Origin of the sequence: uncultured Campylobacter sp. (genome assembly GCF_938030785.1) — a bacterium.
Taxonomy (GTDB): Bacteria; Campylobacterota; Campylobacteria; order Campylobacterales; family Campylobacteraceae; genus Campylobacter_B.
The window spans coordinates 1-16,684 of record NZ_CALHIK010000018.1 but is presented as its reverse complement, the minus strand read 5'-3'; the positions used below and the strand labels follow the sequence as shown (position 1 = coordinate 16,684).

At 50.1% G+C, this 16,684-nt stretch carries 16 protein-coding genes and 2 pseudogenes; 17 read left to right on the top strand and 1 reads right to left on the bottom strand.

The genetic code is table 11. From position 1 onward, the window contains the following. The 9 genes and pseudogenes from Q0438_RS01170 to Q0438_RS01130 all read left to right on the top strand — a co-directional run. Positions 1–2,371, top strand: a 2,371-nt coding sequence (locus Q0438_RS01170; RefSeq protein WP_299186367.1) for an NADH-quinone oxidoreductase subunit G, incomplete at its 5' end; no start/stop codon positions are given. Then, positions 2,368–3,363 (top strand): NADH-quinone oxidoreductase subunit NuoH, encoded by a 996-nt coding sequence (gene nuoH / locus Q0438_RS01165; RefSeq protein ID WP_297881368.1) that lies wholly within the window; start codon positions 2,368–2,370, stop codon positions 3,361–3,363. The genes Q0438_RS01170 and nuoH, both read left to right, overlap by 4 nt. A 10-nt stretch (positions 3,364–3,373) precedes the next feature. Beyond that, a pseudogene (gene nuoI, locus Q0438_RS01160) lies at positions 3,374–3,958 on the top strand (NADH-quinone oxidoreductase subunit NuoI); the annotation flags it as partial. Positions 3,959–4,446: 488 nt separating this feature from the next. Next, a complete protein-coding gene (locus tag Q0438_RS01155; RefSeq protein WP_299186365.1) occupies positions 4,447–4,974 on the top strand; it encodes an NADH-quinone oxidoreductase subunit J in 528 nt (175 codons plus the stop codon). Position 4,975: 1 nt separating this feature from the next. Next, the gene (nuoK, locus tag Q0438_RS01150; protein WP_295151092.1) at positions 4,976–5,299 is read left to right on the top strand and encodes an NADH-quinone oxidoreductase subunit NuoK; all 324 of its coding nucleotides are present in this window, start codon (positions 4,976–4,978) and stop codon (positions 5,297–5,299) included. After that, positions 5,292–7,139 carry an NADH-quinone oxidoreductase subunit L gene (gene nuoL / locus Q0438_RS01145; protein WP_299186362.1) on the top strand — a complete coding sequence of 616 codons (1,848 nt, stop codon included), beginning with the start codon at positions 5,292–5,294 and terminating at the stop codon, positions 7,137–7,139. The genes nuoK and nuoL overlap by 8 nt, the downstream gene beginning before the upstream one ends. Positions 7,140–7,146: 7 nt before the next feature. After that, positions 7,147–8,676: an NADH-quinone oxidoreductase subunit M gene (locus Q0438_RS01140; protein ID WP_299186360.1), complete on the top strand. Its 1,530-nt coding sequence runs from the start codon at positions 7,147–7,149 to the stop codon at positions 8,674–8,676. Further along, entirely contained in the window at positions 8,666–10,441 is a 1,776-nt protein-coding gene (locus tag Q0438_RS01135) for an NADH-quinone oxidoreductase subunit N (RefSeq protein WP_299186358.1), read from the top strand. Before Q0438_RS01140 ends, Q0438_RS01135 begins: the two co-directional genes overlap by 11 nt. 140 nt (positions 10,442–10,581) lie before the next feature. Then, positions 10,582–11,097: a hypothetical protein gene (locus Q0438_RS01130; RefSeq protein ID WP_299186355.1), complete on the top strand. Its 516-nt coding sequence runs from the start codon at positions 10,582–10,584 to the stop codon at positions 11,095–11,097. Positions 11,098–11,244: 147 nt separating this feature from the next. Here Q0438_RS01130 and miaA read toward each other — a convergent pair whose 3' ends face one another. Next, complete coding sequence (gene miaA, locus Q0438_RS01125) at positions 11,245–12,150, bottom strand: tRNA (adenosine(37)-N6)-dimethylallyltransferase MiaA (RefSeq protein ID WP_299186353.1); 906 nt, start codon at positions 12,148–12,150, stop codon at positions 11,245–11,247. A 96-nt stretch (positions 12,151–12,246) separates the two neighbouring features. Between miaA and mqnP the strand changes: the two genes are divergently transcribed. From mqnP to Q0438_RS01085, 8 genes and pseudogenes are all read left to right on the top strand, one after another. Then, complete coding sequence (gene mqnP, locus Q0438_RS01120; protein WP_299186351.1) at positions 12,247–13,116, top strand: menaquinone biosynthesis prenyltransferase MqnP; 870 nt, start codon at positions 12,247–12,249, stop codon at positions 13,114–13,116. Between the two features lie 9 nt (positions 13,117–13,125). After that, positions 13,126–13,485 (top strand): hypothetical protein, encoded by a 360-nt coding sequence (locus Q0438_RS01115; RefSeq protein WP_005869739.1) that lies wholly within the window; start codon positions 13,126–13,128, stop codon positions 13,483–13,485. 80 nt (positions 13,486–13,565) lie between these two features. After that, positions 13,566–14,531, top strand: coding sequence for a GTP 3',8-cyclase MoaA (moaA, locus tag Q0438_RS01110; RefSeq protein ID WP_299186348.1), 966 nt, complete (start codon positions 13,566–13,568; stop codon positions 14,529–14,531). After that, a pseudogene (locus tag Q0438_RS01105) lies at positions 14,528–14,761 on the top strand (7-carboxy-7-deazaguanine synthase QueE); the annotation flags it as partial. The gene moaA and the pseudogene Q0438_RS01105, both read left to right, overlap by 4 nt. Further along, a complete protein-coding gene (locus Q0438_RS01100; protein ID WP_299186369.1) occupies positions 14,750–15,496 on the top strand; it encodes a 4Fe-4S cluster-binding domain-containing protein in 747 nt (248 codons plus the stop codon). The pseudogene Q0438_RS01105 and the gene Q0438_RS01100, both read left to right, overlap by 12 nt. Beyond that, a complete protein-coding gene (locus tag Q0438_RS01095) occupies positions 15,493–16,074 on the top strand; it encodes a 6-carboxytetrahydropterin synthase (protein WP_299186346.1) in 582 nt (193 codons plus the stop codon). Before Q0438_RS01100 ends, Q0438_RS01095 begins: the two co-directional genes overlap by 4 nt. After that, the gene (locus Q0438_RS01090; RefSeq protein WP_299186343.1) at positions 16,074–16,295 is read left to right on the top strand and encodes a hypothetical protein; all 222 of its coding nucleotides are present in this window, start codon (positions 16,074–16,076) and stop codon (positions 16,293–16,295) included. Before Q0438_RS01095 ends, Q0438_RS01090 begins: the two co-directional genes overlap by 1 nt. 9 nt (positions 16,296–16,304) lie before the next feature. Next, a complete protein-coding gene (locus tag Q0438_RS01085; RefSeq protein WP_299186340.1) occupies positions 16,305–16,673 on the top strand; it encodes a hypothetical protein in 369 nt (122 codons plus the stop codon). Positions 16,674–16,684 lie beyond the last annotated feature (11 nt).

Sequence of the window (16,684 nt, the reverse complement as noted above, 5' to 3'; positions counted from 1 at the left end):
CGATCAAAGCGGCGAGTGCGAGCTTCAAAATTTAGCCCATCTGATGCGCACAAATGCCCAAATTTACGCTATCCGCGATATGGCGCGCGAGGTGCAGGATTGGGGTTATTTGAGCTACGATCCTAGCCTTTGCATCGTTTGCGAACGCTGTATTACCGCCGCGAAAGACCGCCTGGGCGTAGATGCGTTTAAACTCGTTCCGCGCGGCGGAGACGCGCCGAGCAAGGAGCAAAAAGACGCGATGCCTAAAGACGCCTACGCCGTGTGGAACAAACTTCAAAAAAGCCTAATCGCGCGAGTAAATGAAAATGACGATTGCGTAAACTACGGTGAGAGCGCGGCGGTCTGCCCGACTGGGGCTCTGGTAGAGAGCGCGTTTAAATACGTTTCAAACGCCTGGGAGTTGCGCCAAATCCCCGCTTCCAATCCGCACAGTAGCGACTGCGAACTACTTTATTACGAGGTCAAGCGCCGCGGCATAGGCGACCCGCGTGAAAAAATTTATCGCGTTAGCAGCGACATAAATTTTAGTGTCCTGCATGCGGGAGCGCGCTTCGGCTGGGATTTTTCAAACGAGCGGGCGAGCAAAAACGATGCGGTTTTTAGCCGCATCGTGCGCGGCATCGAGGACGGCGAGATCAAAAATATCAAATTTAATAGCTTCATTACCAACGAAGAGGCGCGGATTTTAGAGCTTTTGCGGCAAAAATTTAAGCTCGCTCTGATTAACGATGAAGCGCTTGCGTATCAAAAATTTTTGCGCGAATTTTCTAAGCTTAGCGGCACAAAATTTTATAATGCCAATTCGCAAACGATTAAAAACAGCGATTTCATCGTTGTTTGCGGCACGTTTTTACGTAGCGACGCGCCAAATCTGGGCTATGCGGTAAATAGCGCCTGCAAGCTAAATAAGGCAAGCGGAATCTATTTTCATCCGTTTTGCGACGAGGGCATTAAGGGCTTTGGCAAAAATTTCATCCATCAGCCGCACGCTGCGGGCTTGGAGGCACAGATCCTGCTTTGGATCTTGCAAAAGTTCGGGCGCGATCTGCCTGAGTGGCTGGATGTGAAACTCGCGGCGGAATTTGAAATTTCGCGCGCTGCGACGGAGGAAAATTTAGACGAGAAATCCGCAGATTTGCAAAATTTAGAGCGCACCCAAAATTCTGCAAATTCCGCAGGCACAAGCAGCGCGGATTCCGCAAAAAATTCCGCGCAGAATTCCGAGAATCCCGCGGAAAGTAAAATTTCAAATTTCGCCCGCGCGCTGGGTCTGGACGAGCAAAAAATAGATGAAATTTTGGCTAAAAAGGAGCATTTTTCGCTTATCATCGGCGAGGATTTTATCCGCACGCCAAATAGCGCCATGCTTGCGCGTCTAGCAGGCTTGGTGCAGCGCTACACGCCATTTAAGGTGCTATTGGTGCCGCCGCGCACGAACAGTCTAGGCGTCGCGCTCATCTGCGAGCTTAGCGCGCAAGCGAGCGCGGGCGAGGCGCTAGGCTACAATGAAGCGGGCGATATAAGCTTCGGCGTGCTGGAAGCGGATCTGGACGCGCCTAGCTTGGTGCAGCAGGAGGGCACGTTTACGAACTACGATAAGCGCGTAGTGCCTACCAATGCGGCGCTTGATTACGGCGGATATGAGTTAAACGACATCGCCTGTGCGCTGGGAGTTTGCGCGGAGCACGCGATCAGCTATACGTCAAACTTGGGCGCGGATTTTGAGCCGATTAAATTTGACGATTTAGAAAATTTCTACGACAACGGCGGCGCAAACCACCGCGGATATGAGTTGCGAAACGAGGAGCTCGCCGCGAGCGAGGATGAGTTTGAAATTTCGCTTTCCGCGCCGCTTAGCGCGGGTGAGGGCGAAATTTTAATCTATGAGGCAAATCCGCTGCATCAATTCAATAAATTTAGCGGCGCAAGCAGCGGACTGGGCGAAGCGGGCGCACTGTATCTAAGCCCTAGCATCGCCGAAAGCTTGGGCGTGAACGCGGGCGACGTCGTTAAAATTTACCAAGCAGACGGCGCGGGTCATAATGAAAAAACTAGCGACGCACCTAAAGCTAGCGCTGCTAGCAACGAAAGCGACAAGGGCGACGCCGGTCGTGCAAAAAAAGCGGATCGCGCTAGCGGCGCGCACAAAGTCAGTACCTCTGACAATGCAAATGGCGAAAACGGCGCGACTGAGCTCGTAAATTTAAAATGCGAAATCGTCGCTAGCGTAAAGATCGATCCGGGCTTTAGCGGGGCGTATCTGCCGTATTTTGACGAGAAACTGCGCGGCGAGATATTTTTCAAAACCTCGCGCTATGCAAGCGTGAAAATCGATAAAATTTCAAATTCCAAAGGAGAGGGCAGATGAGCGATAGTGCATTTTATTTCGTAGCTACCGTCTTAAAGGCGCTCGTGATTTTAGCCGTCATCGCGCTGCTCTCGGGGCTTGCGACCTATGCCGAGCGCAAGGTGCTTGCCTTTATGCAGCGCAGGATCGGGCCCTCTATGGTCGGGCCTGCGGGGCTTTTGCAGGTAGGCGCGGATATGATAAAGCTTTTTACCAAAGAGGATGCGATCCCTGCGCGGGCGAATAAGCTTCTTTTTAAAATCGCGCCGATAATATCGGCTACGGGGGCTTTCGTGGCGCTTTCGGTAGTGCCGCTGCTGCCGGAGTTTACGATCGGCGGGCGGACGATCCAGCCGATTTTAAGCGATATAAATGTGGGAATTTTATTTTTGCTCGGAGCTAGCGGCACCTGCGTTTATGGATTGCTAATCGGAGGGCTTGCGAGCTACAATAAATGGGGCACAATAGGCGCGTTTCGCGCGTTTTTGCAGATCACTTGCTTTGAGGTGATCAACGGTCTTAGCCTGATCCCTATCGTGATGATCACGGGCTCACTCTCGCTCATCGACATCGTAAGCGCGCAAAGCGGCGGTATTGACAAGTGGTTTATCTGGAAAGAGCCCGTCTGCTTCGCGCTCTTTCTCATCGCAGCCTTTGTAGAGTGTAACCGCACGCCGCTGTGTCTTACCGAAAACGAAACCGAGATCGTAGCGGGCGCTGGTACGGCGTATTCGGGTATGCGCTGGGGTATGTTTTTTATCGGCGAATACGCCAATATCATAACCTACTCCGTCGTTACGACGCTGCTGTTCTTGGGCGGATTCAACGCGTTTTGGTTTATCCCTGGTGGCGTTATGATGGTATTAAAATCAAGCCTCGTGTTTTTCTGCTTTCTATGGGCTCGCGCGGCGTGGCCGCATCTGCGCCCCGATCAGCTGATGGGGCTTTGCTGGAAAGTCTGTATGCCGCTAGCTCTTGCTTGCGTGCTAATTACGGCGCTAGCGATCGTTTAAGGAGGGCGCGATGGCAAGATACGCTCAGATCGATAAACGAGCCCCTATTAAATCCGGCAGCGATAAGCTTCGTAGATTCCTAGCCCGCACCTTTCGCGGCGAGCTTTTCGTGGGGCTGTGGGTCGTTTTGCGAAATATGTTTAAGCGCGGCGGCTCGCATACGCTTCGGTATCCTATGGAAAAATTTGTCATGCCGCCTAGATATCGCGGCGTGCATAAGCTTATGCGCCTGCTTGAAAGCGGCAGCGAACGCTGCATAGGATGCGGCTTGTGCGAGAAGATCTGCGTGGCGAACTGCATCGCGATGGAGACAAGCCTCGGCAGCGACGGTCGCAAAAAGGTAGATAACTACTCGATAAATTTAGGGCGCTGCGTCTATTGCGGGCTTTGCGCGGACGTCTGTCCCGAGATCGCTATCGTGCACGGCTGCGAATATGAGCTCGCGAGCGAACAGCGAGCCTACTACGGCTTCAAAGAGGATCTTTTAATTCGCGGCGAAAATTTATGCTTAAACGGCGCGGCGCAGGAGTTTGCGGGCTATGGCAGCCTGGATGAAAACGCAGGCGCACGAATCAAGATGACGCCGAACGCCTATATAAAAAGCGACGCCGCAAGCGATGAGCTAAGCTCAAAGAGCGCGGATTCAAATTTAAAAAATAGCGCTGCGGAAAGCTCTAAAAAAGAGGGTGCCGCTAGCGATAAAATTCTATTTTCAGGCGGCGCGGGCTTAAGCGGCGAAATTTTAGCCGAGCGGCAAAATACCGAACGGGCGGGCTTAAAGGAAAGCTCCGCCGCGGACGCCGAAAAGTCTAAAGAAAATTCCGTTACGGACGCTCAAAATTCCGCGCCCGATTCGCAGCGAAATTCCAAAGAAAATCGCGTCTCTCAAAACGCCGAAGATTCCGCTACGGATAGTAAAAATTTGGCGGAAAATTCTAAAGAAAATTCTATTCCGCAAGATGCGGGGAATTCTACGATGCGAGGTAAAAAATCTAAGGCAAATTCCAAAAAGAATTCCGCCGCGGACGCTGAGAATTCTACGCAAAGCTCCGCGCTGGATTCCGCTGCGCAGGGGGAGGAGCAATGATACAAACATTCGCATTTTATTTTTTCAGCGCGGTTTGCCTGGCGCTTTTCGGCATCAGCGTTTTTAGCAAAAACGTCCTTTACGCACTTAGCGCGCTGGCTGGCGGCATGGTCTTTATGAGCGGATTTTTCTTCTTGCTGGATGCGGAGTTTTTGGGCGTAGTGCAGATCATAGTCTACACTGGCGCCGTGATCGTGCTTTACGGCTTTGCGCTGATGTTTTTGGGCGCGGATAAAAACGTAAGCGAGCCGAAAAAGGGGGCAAGGCTATTTTTCGCGCTTAGCGGCGTGATCGCATTTTTGCTCGTGATTATCGTGCTCGGCGCGGTGGTTGCGAACAACGTAGAAACGCTTAAAATTTTAAACACCGACGATACCGAGGCGCTTGGGATGATTATTTTTACGAAATATCTGGCAATTTTCGAGCTTGCCGCCGTGATGCTGCTCGTGGCGATGATCTGCGCTATCGTGCTTGCGCATAAGCAGATGGACGCAAGCCTGAGCTACGAAGAGAGCGAGGGATAAAATGAGTCTAAATCACTATCTGATCGTTGCTGCGATGATGTTTGGGCTTGGGCTTGCTGGTATGATGAAGCGAAGAAATTTGATAATGCTCTTTTTTTCGAGCGAAATTTTATTAAACGCCGCAAATTTAGCCCTCGTCGCCGTGGCGAAATTTTACGACAATATAAACGGCGAAATTTTTGCGCTTTTCATCGTAGCGATCGCCGCGAGCGAGATGGCCGTGGGACTTGGGCTGCTCATCTTGTGGTATAAGAAAACAGGCAGCATCGAACTTGACAGCTTCGTAAATTTTAAAAATCCTTCTAAGGACGGGCCGGATGCTTGATACCGTTTTTGTATGGCTCTTAATCGCCCTTTTCGCACCGCTTGCCTCGGCGATCTTCGCAGGCGTTTTCATTCGCGCCAAAGATAAGATGTTTATTGGCGTAGTCTGCTCGGCGCTGGTGATTTTAAGCACTATCGCGTCGCTTGCTTTGATGGAGCTCGTCTCTGATAACCGCCTAATCAGCGTAAATTTAGCCGATTTCATAAGCACGGGATTTTTGGATGCAAAATTTAGCTTTCTCATAGATAGCGTAAGTGCGGTGATGATGGTAGTCGTAGGCATCGTTTCCAGCGTCGTGCACGTGTATTCGATCTACTATATGTGGGATGATGAAAACTTCGCTAAATTTTTCAGCTTCCTGGGGCTTTTCGTTTTTTCGATGCTGGTTTTGGTAACAAGCGATAATTTTTTAGGACTTTTCATCGGCTGGGAGGGGGTCGGACTTTGCTCGTGGCTGTTAATAGGCTTTTGGTACGACAGGAGCAACTACAGCTGGTGCGCCAACGAAGCTTTCATAATGAACCGCATCGCGGACCTTGGGATGTTGCTTGGAATTTTTCTGATCTATTTAAATTTCGGCTCGCTGCGGTACGAGGTGGTGTTTGCGAGCGCAGCGAGCTTGGAGCCTGAAATTTTAACCCTGATCGCCGCGCTTTTATTCATCGGCGCGATGGGCAAAAGCGCGCAGTTTCCGTTCCATACCTGGCTTGCCGACGCGATGGCGGGTCCGACGCCCGTATCTGCGCTCATTCACGCAGCGACGATGGTTACGGCGGGCGTTTATCTGGTAATCCGCGCAAACGCGATTTTCGCGCTCGCGCCCGAAGTAAGCGGTTTTATCGTCTGCTTGGGCACTTTCGTGGCGGTCTTTGCGGCGTCGATGGCGCTGGTTCATAACGATCTTAAAAAAATCATCGCCTACTCCACGCTTTCGCAGCTTGGCTATATGTTCGTCGCCGCGGGGCTCGGGGCGTATTGGATCGCGCTATTTCATCTCGCGACGCATGCGTTTTTCAAAGCGCTTCTATTTTTGGGCGCGGGCAACGTAATGCACGCGATGAAGGACGATCTAAATATCCAAAATATGGGCGGATTATATAAGTTTATGCGGCCTACGGCAATTTTGATGTGCATAGGCTCGCTCGCGCTTTGCGGATTTTATCCGTTCGCGGGCTTTTTCTCAAAAGATAAAATTTTAGAAGCGGCGTGGAGCGCGGACGCGTATTTTATCTGGGCGCTGCTGTTTGCGGGCGCCGCGATGACGACGTTTTACAGCGTGCGCCTAATAATGCTCGTGTTTTTCGGCAAGCAAAAATTTACCCACCATCCGCACGAGGCGAAAGGCTTTGCCCTCATCGCGATGGGCGTGCTAGCCGTGCCTGCGGTGATCGCAGGCTTTTTCGAGCACGATTTTGCGGAGTTCGTGCTTAGCATACTTCCGGGCTTTAAAGCTTCGATCCCGCACGGCGTGGAGGTAATTTTGATCGCTCTAACGCTAGCGATGATAAGCGCGGTGGCGATCGGCACGATTTGGACATACGGCAAGGGTAAATTTAGCCAAAATTTAAAGAACTGCAAATTTTATAAAATTTTGATCGCTCAGTATTTTATTCCGCAAATTTACGAGCGCGTGATCGTGCGCGGATACGCTAAGCTTAGCGAGGTCTGCGCTAAATGCGACGGCGCGATCATAGACGCCAGCGTCGATCTGATCGCTCGCATTGCGGTAAAAAGCGGCGAAGGGGCGGATCGCGCAAGCAATAGCGGAGATTTGAGCGCAAATTTAAGGTGGATGGTTTTGGGATCTTTCATTTTGCTGATTTTGGCGTTTGCGCTGTGAGGTGGGCATGGAATACTTTTTAAGTTTGGTTATATTTTTTCCGGCGGTAGCTGCGATTTTGGGCTTTTTGATCGACGAAGCGAGCATTAAGACCTACGCCGTTACGATGAGCTTTATAGAGTTTGTGCTTTCGCTCGTTTTGTGGATACTCTATGAGCCGGTGGACGGCATCGCGTTTAGCGTGCTGCACCCTTTCATAAGCGAATACGGCATCAACTACTTTATCGGCGTGGACGGAATTTCGCTGTTTTTAGTGATCCTAAGCACGCTGGTTACATTTTTGGCGCTGCTTAGCCTAAGTATTAAAGAGCGCGCCAAAAATTTAATCATCTGCATTTTGTTTTTAGAGATGACGATGGTGGGCGTTTTCGTGGCGCTAGATGCGATTTTGTTTTACATCTTTTGGGAGCTTTCGCTTATTCCGATGCTCTACATCATCGGCGCGTGGGGCAGCGGCAAGAGAATTTACGCCGCGGTAAAATTTTTCATCTACACCTTTCTAGGTTCGATGTTTTTGCTCGTTGGACTCGTAGCGATGAGCTACTTATACCACGAGGCTACGGGCGAGTATAGCTTTAATATCCTAAACTGGCAGAGCCTGTCGCTGCCGCTTAGTACGCAAATTCCTCTGTTTTTGGCATTTTCGATCGCCTTTGCGATCAAGACGCCTTGCTTTCCTTTTCATACCTGGCTTCCGTATGCGCACGGGCAGGCTCCTACGATAGGCTCGGTTCTGCTTGCCGCGGTGCTTCTTAAGATGGGCACATACGGCTTCGTGCGATTTTCGCTGCCGCTATTTCCCGACGCGAGCGTGCATTTTGGCGGGATGATGTGCGCCATAGCGATCGTTATGATCATCTATGCAAGCTTCATCGCCTTTGCGCAGAAGGATATCAAACAGGTTATCGCGTATAGCTCGATCGCGCATATGGGCGTAATAATGCTTGGAATTTTTTCAATGAGCCGCGAAGGAATGAGCGGCGCGGTATTTTTGATGATAAGCCACGGTATCGTAAGCGGCGGGCTTTTTATGCTCGTAGGCTTTTTATACGACCGCAGGCACACGAAGCTTTTTGGCGAGTTCGGTGGGCTTGCGCAAGTGATGCCGCTTTATGCGTTTTGTTTTTGCGTCGTGCTGCTAGGCTCGATAGGACTTCCGCTTACGATCGGTTTCGTGGGAGAATTCCTAAGTCTTGCGGGGATTTTTAAAATAAGCTTTAGCTATGCGCTTTTGGGCGGGCTCGGCATCATAATGGGCGCGATCTATTCGATGAATCTTTATAAAAAGACCTTCTTCGGCGCCCTCGTGCATGAGGAGAATAAAAAGCTAAGCGATCTAAACAGAACCGAGCTTTGCTCTATCATCCCTATCTGCGTGCTGGTGGTAGTGCTTGGCGTCGCGCCGAATCTGATGTTAAAGAGCATCGAGCCTAGTGTGATGCAAAGCCTTGAGCTGATGTTTAACAAAGCCTCTCAGACTGCGACTCGCGCCTATATGGAAAAAGCAAATTTTAAGGTAAGAAGCGATGCAAAATAATCTTTTAAATTTAGCCTCGATCGCGCCTATGGCGATACTTGGAGGATTTGCCCTGCTGATGCTCGCGGTTTCGCTTTTTGCGCGCACGCTATCGTATAAATTTTACGCCGTCATCACGATACTGGCGCTAGCTCTGGGCTTCGGGCTCGTTTTTGGATACAACAGCGGCATACGCGGGCTTTTCGACGTGATGCTGGTGGACGGAATCGCGACGCTATCGATGCTTATTATGCTCGCAGGCTCGATATTTTTCATCTTTCTGTCTTTGGGCGCAAGAAGCGCGCACGAGTACCACACGGCGGAGTTTTTCGTGCTGTTTTTATTCGTGCTCGTGGGCTATGAGTTTATGGTCGCGAGCGAAAGCTTAATGATGATCCTCGTTGGGCTTGAGACGGGCTCGCTGGCGCTTTATACGCTAATCGCGCTTCACAACCGCGCCAGATCGGTCGAAGCGGCGCTAAAATACTTCATAATGGGCGCGCTGGGATCGGGCTTTTTCGCATTCGGCGCGGTGATGTTTTTTCTATCGACCGGCTCTATGGAAATTTCAAACATCGCGCAGATCGCCAAGAGTTCAAATTTACAAACCAACGTCTTGCTTTTCGCCGCCTGCTCATTTATGATCGTCTCGATAGGATTTAAGCTCTCGCTGATCCCGTTTCACACCTGGACGCCCGACGTTTACGAGGGTGCGAGCTCGGCTATGGCGGGCTTTTTGTCCGTCGTGCCCAAGATCGCGGGCTTTGTCGTGGCGATCAGGCTGTTTGAAGCGCTGCAAAGCATCGGCGTGCAGTGGCTGAACATCGTGCTCTACGCCGTAGCGGTGCTTACGATGAGCTTAGCGAACCTTATGGCGCTCGTACAGCGCGACGTCAAGCGGATGCTCGCTTTCAGCTCCATTTCGCACGCAGGCTTCGTGCTCTGCGCGATCGTGATCGGCTCGACGCAGGCAAACGCCGCACTTTTCACCTACTGGATCCTATATGCCGTGGCGAACCTCGGTGCGTTTGCCTTCATCTGGTGCGTACGGCAAAGGCGCGCGCGATCATTAAATTTAAAATTTAAAACCCAAAGCCCCGCTTTAAATTTAAATGCAAACGGCGAGAGCTCTATCTCAAACCCAAAGCCCGCTTTTTCGCAAAATCATGAGCCGAGCTTTGCCGGCGAGTTAAATTTAAGCTCAAGCGGGCAAGATTCAGTCTGCGCCGAGTGGAGCGTTAAAGCGAGCGAGCAAAATTCCAAAGCAAGCGGGTCAAATTTGAAAGCGACTAAGCTTGGCGCGGAAGCGAGCCTTTTCGGCACTAAAACTTGCGAGCCCGGCGCCGAAATTTGCGCGCAAAGCTCTAAATTTGCGGCTCGCTTCGAGCATCCGTTTGAGAAATTTGACGGTCTGATCCGTACCCATCCGCTCTTTGCGCTATGCGCGGCAATCTTTATGCTCTCGCTTGCGGGTATTCCGCCGTTTAGCGTGTTTTGGGGCAAGATGTATCTGCTAAGCGCGGCGGTCAATTCGGGCTACTTCGCCCTCGCCGTCATCATGGCGGTAAATAGCGCGCTCGCGCTGTATTACTACCTGCGCCTTATTGTGCGTATGTTTTTGCACGAGCCGCGAGAGGACGCGGAGTTTGACGGCTCGCTGAGCGCGGTATCGGTGCAGATAAAATTTGCCGTCGTGCTAGCTAGCGTGGCATGCGTGCTGGCGCCGTTTTTAGTGAAATTTCTAACCGGCGCGGTAAATAATTTCGTCTTTTTAAGCGGGTATTGAGCTAAAATTTTAAGCGCGAATTGAACCCATCGCGCTTTGCCAACAAGGAGAGATATGTTTTTGGGCGAGCTAAGTGCTGACGGCTACGGTTTTGCGCTGCTTGAGCCGCGCGATTTGAGTGAGTTTTTAAAGGAGCGAAAATGCAGAGCAAAAAGCTTCTAAGCTACTGGAACGCGCACAAGCAGCTGTTTTATGACGCCGTAAAGGGCGCTAAAGCTTTACCTTTCTACCCGCTTACGGTGCGCAGCTATGAGATCTTCGTTTGCATTGACGAGGAGTTTGCGCCGTCTGCGGGCTACGAAGTGGCTTTCAAGCGCGATAGGCTGTATTTCGCCCCGCAAAGCGACTCCGCGATCCTAGCGAGCTTCGATGCTTTGCAGTATCGTTTCGATGAGCTAAAAAGCGACGAACTCGAGCTAGGCTATGAGTGCCAAAGCGGCGCTGCGGGCAAGATGCGAAAATTTAATTCCATGCTCAAGCTCGGCTTGCAAAGCGGCACTTACGAGCTTTGCGCCCTGGGGCTAAAAAACAGCTCGCAGCACTTCGAGAAATACGGCTACGCCTTTATTTTCAAGCGCAACGCAAGCGCGGAAAATCAAAATTTCGATAGGCTTGATAACGATAAATTTAGCTTTGATATTTGCGAAGGTGATTAAATTTAACCTGAGCTTCGCGCCGCACGAGACCTTGGCGCGACCCGCAAAATTTTAAAGACGCGATTCAGCGCGGTAAATTAAATCTAAATTTTACTCCCTTGCTCCGTTGTTTTTTAGCAAATGCGCAAATTTTGATAAATTTCGATTTTAAATCTCGCGGCGAAGGAGCTTTAAAATTTCACGCTCCAGCTCTTGCGGCGGCGCTGAAATTTTATCCGCGAACTGCGAGCGGTTGAAGGTGCGTTGGCGCTTTGCGAGCTGTACCGTGTGCAGGCTTACGAGCTGCTCGCACTGCGCCCGCGAGATCTGTCCGCGCAAAAGCTGCCCACATTCCTTTAGCCCGATGCAGCCTAGCGCCCTGCACTCCGCACCGTAGCGAGCAAATAAAAACTCCGCCTCTTCTAAAAGCCCGCGCTCAAACATCGCTTTCGTGCGCGCCTCGATGCGCTGCGTAAGCCACTGCTTAGGCGCATCGATCTCAAAAATTTTAATATCCGAAATGACGGGCGGGGCGGTGTTTTCGCGCAAAAATTTACTCGGCGCCTCGCCGCAAAATTTATAGATGCTTAGCCATTTTTTTAACCGAAAACTGTCAGACGCGCTAAGCTTTGCGGCAAATTCCGGATCGATCTGCTGCGCTAGAGCGTAAATTTCATCGTTTGAAATTTCGCTTTTAAAATCGGGAACCTTCGGCGCCAGCCCGCTTAGCATCGCCTTTAGATAAAATCCGCTGCCCCCAGTGATTATCAAAGGCGCGCCGCTACGCTCCGCGAAAGCCCGCGCGGCGGCGTATTCTTTGATAAACTCGCCGACGCTGAAGTATTCGTTTGGATAGATTAAATTTACGCCGAAGTGCCTGATCTCGCGCAGCTGCTCCTCGCTTGGCTTGGCGCTTGCGATGTCGATTTGTCGGTAAATGCAGAGCGAATCGAGGCTCAAAATCACGGCGCCGATTTCGCGCGCGATACTTAGCGCAAGATCGCTTTTACCGCTTGCGGTGGTGCCGATGATCGCGATCTGCGGGCTTGCGTGCGGGTTTTGATCTTGGCTCAAGGCGTTTCCTTTCGTAAATTTTTCGTTCAAATTATATCAAATTTAGAGCTATTCTTACTTTTTTTTGATACAATGGTGCCCAAAATAAGGGGCGAAATGGCTAAATTTAAAGAAATTTTATCCGATATCAACGAATTAATAGTTTTTAAACATTCGGTTTTCGCGCTGCCGTTTATCTTTACGGCGATGATCACTGCGAGCAAGTTACAAAGCGGCTCGGTATGGTTCGGCTGGAAGCTGCTTTTTCTGGGGATTTTATGTGCGGTAAGCGCGAGAAGCTTCGCAATGGCGCTAAATCGTTACTTGGATGAGGACATTGACCGCACCAATCCGCGCTGTGCTTCACGTCCTAGCGTGGACGGACGGATCGGACGCGGCAATTTGCTGCTTTTCATCATCGCAAACGCGGTGGTTTTCATAGCGGTTTCGGCGCTTATAAATCCTTTGGCGCTTAAACTTTCGGTGCCGATTTTAGCGGCACTGGGCGGGTATTCATATTTTAAGCGCTTTAGCGAGACCGCGCATTTAATGCTCGGCTTTTGCCTAGGACTTGCGCCGATTGCCGGAGCGATCGCCGTTAGCGGAGGAATTCCGCTATGGTCGGTGCTGCTATGCTTTGGAGTAGTATTTTGGGTAGGCGGCTTTGATGTGTTATATTCGCTTCAAGATATGGAATTTGACCGCACGGCAGGGCTTTACAGCATCCCTGCGCTTTACGGCAAGGAAGCTTCGATGTTTATCTCCAAAATTTTTCACGCCGTAGCAGTGCTTTTTTGGCTGCTGTTTTGCGCAGCGGCAAATTTAGGCTTTTTTGCCTATCTGGGCGTGGCTGCGTGCGCGGCGATCCTGTACTTCGAGCATAGGATCGTGCAGAGAGATTTTAGCAAGATTGATCGCGCGTTTTTCACGCTCAACGGCTACTTGGGCATCGCCTTTTTTGCTTTTGTTTTTGTAAATTTATTTTAAGGAACCCCTATGGATCTTAACACTATCATCATTTTAGGACTCTGCGTCGTTATATTTTTGATGTTTTTCGTCATATATTTTAAAGATAAGCAAGCGGATAAAAAATTCGAACGCTTCGATCAGGTCCTGACTGACGCTATGCAGGAAAATTATCTGCTTAAAAAGAAGGTCGAGGAGCTAAAAGAGATGATCGATTCGGGCGGTAAAGTCGCTCCAAATATCGATATAAACGCGATTGCCGACGTAATCGACGAGACGATAGAGCAGAGGCTAGATGTAGTGCCTACAATGATCGACGAGCGGGTAGAAAAGCAGATCAGACCGCTACTAGATCAGCTTAAAGAGCTAATCGGTTCGGTAAGAAAATAACGAGAGCAATATAAAAATAAAATTTTGCAAAATCGCTTTGTTTTTTATATAATCGCCGCAAATTGATATTAAGGCAAAATATGCTAATTGATAAATTTGGACGAACGATCGATTATTTGCGCATTTCGGTCACGCAGCGGTGTAATTTCAGATGCAGATATTGCATGCCGAGCACGCCGTTTAATTGGGTGCCGCGAGAGAATATTTTAAGCTTTGAGGAGATGTTTTTATTCGTCAAAGTTGCGATCGACGGCGGCGTGAAGAAGATCCGTATCACGGGCGGCGAACCTTTGGTGCGAAAGGGGATCGAGGATTTTATAAAGATGATCGCGGATTACGCTCCGGGTATTGATCTTGCGCTTACTACCAACGGATATTATCTCAAAAACTACGCGCGCGCCCTTAAAGACGCCGGGCTAAAGCGCATCAATATGTCACTTGACTCGCTACGACCAGAGCGGGCTAAATTTATAGCTCAGCGCGGCGTGCTTTATAACGTCCTAGAGGGTCTTGATGCCGCTCTTGAAGTGGGGTTAAAGGTTAAGCTAAACACTGTCGCGCTAAAAGGGATCAACGACGACGAGCTTATTTATTTGCTGGAATTTGCCCGCGAAAAGGATTGTCAGATCCGTTTCATAGAATTTATGGAAAACACCCATGCCGGCGATCTTACGGGATTAAAATCAAATGAAATTTTAGATATTTTAAGGCGTAAATTTATCTTTACCGCTCTGCCGAAATTGCAGAGCTCGCCCGCGTCGCTTTACGCGCTTGGGGACGGCTACACCTTCGGTATCATCGATCCGCACAAACACGATTTTTGCGAGAGCTGCAACCGTATCAGACTAAGTGCCGAGGGGCTTTTGATCCCTTGTCTTTACTTCGAGGACGCACTAAGTATCAAAAAGGCGGTCAAAGAGGGCGACATCGCCGCAGCCGCCGAAATTTTGGCTAAAATTTTAGCGAATAAGCCCGAGAAAAATCGCTGGCAAACGGACGCTTCGAATGAAATTTCAAGCCGCGCTTTTTACGAGACGGGCGGATGAGGCTCGTAGAGAGCTTTTTAAGTATCCAGGGCGAGGGCAAGTATGCGGGCAGGCTCGCGTTTTTCTTTCGCTTTGCGGGCTGCAATCTGCGCTGCGAGGGCTTCGGCGGCGAGCGCATTTCGCCAAAAACGGGCGAGACGCTACGCGGCTGCGATACGATCCGCGCGGTATTTACAAATCACTTCGAGCACGAAGAAATTTTAAATTTAGCCCAGCTTTTGAATAAAATTCCAAATTTATTCGCTTCGTCCTGTTCCCTACCTGCTTGCTCTGCATTAGGTTTTTGCGGCGCCACCGAACCTTTTTCTAAAAGCGATACCTTAAATTTCGCCGCCGCGCAAAGACTTCCCCGCCAAAACGGTAGCGCAGAAAAATCTTTAAATTTAACGAGCGAAAATTCTTTAAATTTCGCGGCGCAAATTTCCTCAAATTTAAATCTGCATAGCTCCGTCTCGCCGCAGAGCGCTAAGCTTTACCAAAAGCCGATCGTCGTTATTACAGGCGGCGAGCCGCTACTGCACCATAAAGAGGCGCTATTTTACGAGTTCGTCTGCGAGCTGCTCGCGCGCGGATACGAAGTGCACTTCGAAACCAATGGCACGATTTTCGTGGATTTTGAAAAATTTCTCGCCTACAAAAGCTGCGTCTTTGCGGTCTCGCCTAAGCTTTCAAACTCCGCCGAGCCGCGCGAACGCAGGTTAAACTTCGCCGCGCTACGAAGCTTAAAACAAAACGCAAAAGATAGTTTTTATAAGTTCGTCGTCTCGCCCGAGTTTGACGCGCAGCCCGAGATCGGCGAAATTTTAGCGGCGTGCGAGAGCGAAGTTTATTGTATGCCGCGCGGCGCGGATCGTCGCGAGCTGGAAAGCGGCGCGCAATTTTGCGTGGATTTTTGCCTAAAAAACGGCTATAATTACTCCGATCGCCTGCATATTAGAATTTGGGGCGAGAAGGACGGGGTATGATAATCAGGAAATTATACGAATTCGAAAACGCTCACATAGTGCGCCTGTGCGGCTCGAAGCGGTGCCGCACGAGCATCCACGGCCACTCCTATAGATGCGAAATTTTGCTTAGCTCAAATTTTTTAGATGAAGCGGGTATGGTTTATGACTTCGGCTACATGAAGCTCGGTATCCGCGAGCTTATCGATAGTTTCGACCACGCCACGACGATCTACGCGCGCGATGATGCGAGCTATATCGCGGATATTAAAAAACACAGCGCGCGCTGGGTACAGATACCGCTAAATCCGAGCGCAGAGCAGTTTTGTAGAATTTTTTTCGTCCTTGTAGACCGACTTTTGAGCCTGACTCAGATGCAAAATGGCGAGCGCGAAGTAAAGCTTCACAGCGTCATCGTGCATGAAACGGCCACCGGCTACGCGCAGTGCTTCCGCGAGGACGCCTACAACGCGCAGATGGGCGAGATCGCGCTGGATGAGATAGAATTCTCGCCCGCCGTGCGCGAGGAATGGAGGCAGCCGGAGCTTTGGCAAAAGCTTCTGCGCGGCGAAAAAATCATCTACCCAAAGGACTGCTGATGAGAAATTTATTTAAATTTGGCGCGGGGTTTGTGCGCGTTTTTGCCGCGTGCGCGATCTTTGTCTGCGCGCTTGCTTTGGGCGGCTGCGACGACGAGAAAAAGGACACCTTGCAAAAGCCGCCGGTAGATAGCGAGGTGCCGAAGGACGTGCCTATCGCGCCTAGCGAGCCCAAAGTCGATATAAATGCCGATATGCCGCCGCTTCCGGTGACAGAATAAGGCGGAGCGTTGAAAAATCCGCGCCTAAATTTGAAAATTTTTAAAATTTACGTGGTTCGTCTGCGGCACGTAGGCGCGATTTTAGCGTCTTTTTTGCTCGTGCGATCTGCACAGAGAAATTTTAAATTTTATAAAGCTCTAGCTGCAAAATTTCATTCTTGGCGCGAGATATACGGCGCGAAACAGCGATTAGAAGGTAGCAGGATAAATTTTAATGCAATAAATATTCGCAGCCGCTTTGAAAGGTTTTTAGAATTTCAAAGGCGCGGAGCAGGTCTGTTTTATCTCGCGCCGAAAAAATTTGCGTTGAAATTCGGTACTTTCGGCTCTAGCTGCGCAAAATTTTATCCTGCAAATTTAACCCCCTGGCGGAAGTGATGGATTATCTG